Annotated in this window: 7 protein-coding genes; all 7 read right to left on the bottom strand. The window is 51.9% G+C overall.

The window, feature by feature from the left end; translation table 11 throughout:
• Positions 1-989, bottom strand: a 989-nt coding sequence (locus tag ACT8II_RS07510; protein WP_443813586.1) for a hypothetical protein, incomplete at its 3' end; no start/stop codon positions are given.
• A 4-nt stretch (positions 990-993) separates the two neighbouring features.
• A complete protein-coding gene (locus ACT8II_RS07505) occupies positions 994-1,335 on the bottom strand; it encodes a hypothetical protein (protein WP_443813585.1) in 342 nt (113 codons plus the stop codon).
• A gap of 15 nt (positions 1,336-1,350) precedes the next feature.
• The gene (locus ACT8II_RS07500) at positions 1,351-2,304 is read right to left on the bottom strand and encodes a hypothetical protein (RefSeq protein WP_443813584.1); all 954 of its coding nucleotides are present in this window, start codon (positions 2,302-2,304) and stop codon (positions 1,351-1,353) included.
• A gap of 600 nt (positions 2,305-2,904) precedes the next feature.
• Positions 2,905-3,375 carry a hypothetical protein gene (locus ACT8II_RS07495; protein ID WP_443813582.1) on the bottom strand — a complete coding sequence of 157 codons (471 nt, stop codon included), beginning with the start codon at positions 3,373-3,375 and terminating at the stop codon, positions 2,905-2,907.
• A gap of 336 nt (positions 3,376-3,711) precedes the next feature.
• Positions 3,712-4,518 (bottom strand): S1 family peptidase, encoded by an 807-nt coding sequence (locus ACT8II_RS07490; protein WP_443813581.1) that lies wholly within the window; start codon positions 4,516-4,518, stop codon positions 3,712-3,714.
• Positions 4,519-4,741: 223 nt separating this feature from the next.
• Positions 4,742-6,001 carry a nucleotide sugar dehydrogenase gene (locus tag ACT8II_RS07485; protein WP_443813580.1) on the bottom strand — a complete coding sequence of 420 codons (1,260 nt, stop codon included), beginning with the start codon at positions 5,999-6,001 and terminating at the stop codon, positions 4,742-4,744.
• Positions 6,002-6,072: 71 nt separating this feature from the next.
• Positions 6,073-6,509: GDP-mannose 4,6-dehydratase (locus ACT8II_RS07480; protein ID WP_443813578.1), on the bottom strand; the 437-nt coding region annotated here is incomplete at its 5' end.

Raw genomic sequence — 6,509 nt, 5'->3', positions numbered from 1 at the left:
CGCTCACAAACAAGACGCCCGTCATCAATAAACCCGCAATCCAACAATTGTTTGCGGTTGGGATAGCGCTCCAACGGAAAATTGAACAGAAGGCAAATCAACCAAGGAAACCTTTTTGTTTGCCAGAATCGCCTCAGTTCTCCTAACGTAAATACGGTTTTACCGTAAACCTTATTCAAGAAATCCGTCTCATCCCTGAAAGAGTTAATGTTGACCACCTTAACAACCGTGCACACAGATGACACAACTGAACGATAATAAGCCGCGCCTCTACCATCGGAAGTGCGATATATAACAACCTTATCGCCTACTACCATATTCGCAGCGTTCTGCGAACCGGAAAGGTATATTTTCTCAATCGAGTTCAAGCATCTTTCATCAAGAATGGGCTGGCCTGACTCGCTTGTTAAAGAAACATCGCCGAATAACCTCTTATGGTATTCAGGCAGTATAGACAACACCCAGCAGTTGCCCAAAGATCGACTAACGAACGGATAGCGGCTGAAGGCACCATCATCTGAACATGGAATTGTCTTGAACAGTACAGCTTCCTGTTCTTTGAGACCCCAGTTGCTAAAGCCGTATTTCTTTAACAACTCAGCCAGCGAAGAGGTATTTTCGTCTTCGTGCATTGTGACGTAAACGAAATCCTGTCCAGATTTGGCAAATTCACGTAAAGCAATTGCAAGCAGACGCTTTCCAATTCCCGTATGATGATCGAAATCGACCTTAAATGTGCCAATCTTCAGACGAGGAAAGTCCATGCGAGGGACAACGCCCTCCTCAAGACCGCTTTCTACTTTAAGATATAGCATCGCAATTAGGCTGCCGGACGAGTCAAATGCGAAAAAAGCGCGCTCTCCACCTACGGCTTTTCTAGTAAACCATTCATCAAAACCAGCATAGGAAAATCTGAGGCTATCGAAAAAAGGATCGTCCAGGCTAACTTCCGAAAACGATAGCCTTTGGATATAGTCATCTTGAACCATAGTCTCAACCAATCCCTAGTGCATCGTTGATATCAACAGGGTTTTGAAGCCTGGCGACCCATAAAGCTTCAGGGCCACCAACCGAAACAGAAGGAAATAACTCATAGAAGATGTCGGCGTTAACACCGGAGCGCTCAATAGTCTTCTGATCGGCACTTCTACCGACGCACTCAACACCGCCAACTGCAAAAGACCCGAGGAACGCGCCTGTCTCGCTGTCTAGATAACATATGATGTCGACTCCCTCTAACGAAGAGTCCCTTATTTCATATTCTTTAATGCCGTCGCGAATCAAATCGAAAATAGATGGACGAATTTTAAGCGTAGCTACCGTGCTCTTCGTCATATCAATCCAATCATTCTACAGAACGACTTTTTCGACGTTCATAAAAACCAAACGAATCAAAACTTCGCTCAGCAGATTAATAAGGAAAAGGATAGCAAGGTAAAAAAGCAAAGTAAGAACCGTGATACGCTTACGCGAAAACTCTAGTTGTAACGACGTACTGCTGTCAGATATGAGCCACTGATAAACAAACATGTCGCGGCCTTTTGAGCGCAAGATAGGATTGCCGCATTTCAACCGAGGCTGGTATTTTTCCCAGGTGACATTTTCCAATGGCCTAACCCTATACGGCGTAAGAAAAGAATTCACTTCCCATTGTCGCGAAGCGATTACTGCAATATGCGTTTCTCCGACATCAGTTTTAGAGTCAACAAGCCTACGAACCACCGAGCTCGGAAGACCTCTAACCTGATTGACAGCAATTGAATTCATGGTGCGGAACGGAATAATAGGTCCGGTAATCACTTCCTTCATATCAGCGGGACCAGACAGCAGGTCGTCAAGTAGGACGAAGGGCATTCGTATTCTGAAATACAAAGATGAAATTTCGTCTAGAAGAGCAGAGGAGTCGTAGTGAAGCGAAAGTAAGGACCCTCCCTTCAGATAATCGACAGTCAAGCCTTCGTTCAACGCAAAAGGGAGAACCAATAATGAATTGCCACAGTCATCAACAACAATCGTTCGACCTCCGCAGCATGTAGTCTCGCAATCCCGATTGAACAAAACTTGATTGAACTCGTTATCACGAAACGCCGGAGAAAGATCAACAACATCATTCTTGTCAATTTTGAACGGGACAAAAATAAAGAGTCCAGATATTTCTTCCTTACATGGGATTTGAATAGCGAAGTCTATTTCAGAGACATTTCTGATATCAGCCCACACGTTGATCGACAAATCAACGTGCGCCGATACGCTACCGTCACTCAGAACCCCAATTGCAAAGCTATCATACTTACGCTGCACCATCCTGGTCTCCCTAAAGCTGATTTAATTGCAGCCAATTTAGTTTAACCCTCTAAGGCTGCGTTAAGCCACTAATTATATCTACTGTCCCCACTGGGCCGTAATCTCTAATCGTCGGCAAAGTAATCGTCAGTTTTGATACCAGCAATATTGCGGGTCGATACCACCCGTCCGCTGAGCCCGCCCGCCGTGCAGCGCGAGCGGGTTACGCTCGGGCCGCCATGTAGTCTCAAGAACGACAAGGAGGCATCGAGCATGGCGGGTGAAGATTCTGGTTAGGGACATCCTGAGGCTCAAACCACGTCTCTACAGGAGCTCAATTTGCTCCTCGATGGTCAGAAACGTCTTGCCCTCATAGCCTCCCTTGAAAAGAAAGACGGCCATCCCAGTATGAATGAACTGCCTCCCATTTCTCGTGTCCAAGAAATGGGAGGCAGTTCACGTAAGGACAGCCGTCTTTCGCGGACGCGGGCCCCGTGAGGTCACCACGTCAATACCGCTGCCTAAAGCATAGCCGCAGCATGCTCAAAGTCAAGCGCTTGCCAGTCGATAGCACCTTGATTTCCAACCATAGCTATTATTACGCCAAAGCGATGGCCAGCATTACGAATGATTGTCAGCTGATCGCTCCGTCTCATGCTTCAAAATGTACAAGCTTTGAGCGAGTCGATTACGTATATGACTCATACTCATTCTACGCCAAACAAAAACCGCTAGTAAGCCAGCGCATACCATAATCGCCGTAGCTAACTCCCACTCCTCCGAGAATGCTTCTGACCCATTCGCCCCTAAGCGCGCAAAAAGGTACCCGGTAACAAATGACAAAGCGATACCAAATAGAGCTGTGGCGTCATCGTTGGAATGGCACTCACTGAGCGAAGCCAGCACTATATCCACTTTGCTCGAAAAGCTAAATCTATCTGCCTGCTCCATGCATCGAGCGCCACTTCCATAAAAGCTGTCCTCCTGAATGGATGTCCTAAGCGCATTCAAGCTGTATCCTGATTTCTTCAGCACTATTTCGTAGTGACCGACTATTCCCTGATCGTAGAAGAAATGCAACTCCTCAATCATGTTTACCTTTCATTGCCAGAGTTATCGAACAGTCAGGCAGAAAGCTCGCTTTGCTTGATGCTTAAAGCCATTATCGAGCATCACGGTCATTTGTAACTTGCCCTCCGCCGGTCACGCTGCGACTGATTCCCGTCATTTTTAAACATATCAGAGCGGATAGTGAGTCCGTTCTCCTCAGGTCGCGGAGCGCTGCATCCCTTGACTCGCGTTACCAGATGAAGCTGCAACCCAATGGCCAACAGTCCTGAGCCGCCCCCCTTCACCTGAGGTAATTCAGGGTCTGTAGCCACCCGGATAGTGCAGAGCCCCATGCCGACATACCTACCTGTTTAGAAATCAGCCCGCAATCGTCACCGATTGACTCGCCAACATGGCACTATTCAGAATTGGCTCAAATTCCAGCAACCTCTCAGCTTTAATTACAAAACCCAAATTGAGCATGCCGTGAGAGTAGACACGCGGAATATTGGTCACAGTAATCACACCCTCAACGTTTCTAATCGGAACAGCATATAAGATGCCCAGCAACAACAGCCGCGCCCCCAGTACAATTCCATTCCCCTCTCGATAGGTCCCCTCGTTAAACAAAAGGACAGGAGAGCCACTTGACCCAGGATAACAAGCAGAATCGATAAGAAACTCTTTCTTTCCGCAATAATCAGATCCGACAGGAGTGGCAGTTATACCCTTTCGCACAATTGGAAGGTTATTCGCTTCATCCCAAAGGCCATTCGGATAGCCAACCATGGTTATGTCTTCAATTGCGCTAAGGGTGCTCATCTTCTCTGCATCCGCAACGAACGATACATCCAAGGGCGTAATGGCAAGGGGCTTGCCGGCGTCCGCAAAACCATCGACTATTTGGGCAATCGGCAGCACGCAAAGGTCGACGTCGGGGTCGGGATGCATCACCCAATGCCCTAGCATTCCATTAACCTCAAGCCGTTCCTTCCTTTCCGCAATGGCACCATCATCATTCAGAACCGAAAGAAAGACGGTCATCGAATTAGCATTCTCGATGACATGCTTGTTCGTAACGATTACTGGGATGCACACGTCATCCTGCACGCAGAAATTGAAATAGAAACCGGTCCCCGTCGATGTGGCACCGTCCAGCCGTTGCGTCTCGATGCGAACGGACATATGTAAAATATCTTCGCAAGTCCCATGTGTACCCTCACGTAAATCTCGATATATTATTAAGCAGCCCACGCTCTATATCTGAGCGCGTTCACCCTCACGCGTGCCGTTATCGTCGTATTCCATATACCCGGCATCTCCAAGCACGAATCCATCTCCCCCATAAAGAACGAGCCCTCGGCGGCCGAAGCCGTCGAGGGCTGAAAACCAGACGATATGAGAAAACCTAGTCCCGCTTGAACAGGTCCCTCGTGTACACTTTGCCTGCGACGTCGACGAGGTCGTCGCTCCAGCGGTTGGCCACGATCACGCCGCAGCGCGCCTTGAACACCTCGAGGTCGTGCGTGACCTCGGAACCGAAGAAGTCGGGCGCGTCCAGCGTGGGCTCGTACACCACGACGGGGATGCCCTTGGCCTTCACGCGCTTCATAATCCCCTGGATGGAGCTCGCGCGGAAGTTGTCGGAGTTGCTCTTCATCGTGAGGCGGTAGACGCCGACCACCGGCGTGGGCTCGCCGGCGTACACCAGCGACATCACGCGGTCGATCACGACGTCGGCGATATGGTCCTTGCGCGTACGGTTGGAGTCGACGATGGCGCCGATGAGGTTCTGCGGCACGTCTCGGTAGTTCGCCAGGAGCTGCTTGGTGTCCTTGGGCAGGCAGTAGCCGCCGTAGCCGAAGCTCGGATTGTTGTAGTGCGACCCGATGCGGGGCTCAAGGCACACGCCGCGGATGACGTCGGCGGCCGCCAGGCCCTTCTCCTCGCAATAGGTGTCGAGCTCGTTGAAGTAGGCGACGCGCAAGGCGAGGTAGGTGTTGGCGAAGAGCTTCACCGCCTCGGCCTCCGTGCAGCCCAGGACAAGCCGGGGGATGCCGACCGTCCCGTCCACGTTCCGGCGAACGCGCTCGGCGGGGTCCGCACCCTCCTCGAGCAGCGCCGCGAAGCGCTCCGCCGCAGTCCGGGCCACCGAGTCGCCCTCGGGCGCGCCCACCACGATGCGGCTGGGGTGCAGATTGTCGTACAGCGCCTTGCTCTCGCGAAGAAACTCCGGAGAGAAGATGATCTTCTCATCACCCAGGCGCTCGCGCAGCGCCGCAGTATAGCCGACGGGGATCGTCGACTTGATGACGATCCAGGCGTCACCGTTGACCGCGCGAATCGCCCCGATGGCAGCCTCGACGCTCGAGGTATCAAAGAAGTTTCGGTCGGCGTCGTAGTTGGTCGGAGTCGCGACGACGGCGTACTCGGCGCCGGCATAGGCCACCGTCGGGTCAACCGTGGCATGCAGGTCGAGCCACCTCTCCCCCGTCTTCGCCCCCCCGAGGAAGCACTCAATCTCGTCGTCCTGGATCGGCGACTCGAAACGGTTGATCATGTCCACTTTTCCCGGGACGATGTCCAAGGCGCAGACCTCGTGATGCTGAGCCATCAGCACGGCAATCGACAGCCCGACGTAACCGGTGCCAGCAACCGCAATCTTCATTTCATTCTCCAATTGTCAAAGTGCCATCTTATAAATTAGGGACAGCTTCACGCCGCCCCTGAGTAAACCATTTACAGCCTGTAGTAACCCTTGTACCAACGCGCGAACTCGCGCAGGCCGTCCTCGAGCTTCGTCGAAGGCCTGAACCCGGTGTCCCGCTCAAGGGACGAGGTGTCGGCATACGTCACCGGAACATCGCCCGGCTGCATGGGGACGAGCTCCCGATGAGCCTCGAAGTCATAATCCGACGGGAGGACGCCCTCCTCGACGAGTACGCGCTGGAGCGTATCAACGAACTCGAGCAGTTGGACCGGGTCGGAGTTGCCGATGTTGTAGACGCGGTGGGCGGCCATGGGGAGCCCGTCCTCCCCCATCTCGACGGCGGGGGGATTGTCTATGACGCGAGCAACGCCCTCGACGATGTCCTCGACGTACGTGAAATCCCGCTTGCAGTCCCCCATGTTGAAGATCTTGATCGACTCGCCGCGAAGAAGCTTGTCCGTAAACC

Source organism: Collinsella sp., assembly GCF_052346665.1.
Classification (GTDB): Bacteria; Actinomycetota; Coriobacteriia; order Coriobacteriales; family Coriobacteriaceae; genus Collinsella.
Note: the sequence above shows the minus strand (reverse complement) of the source record. Positions and strands in the feature narration are given on the sequence as shown.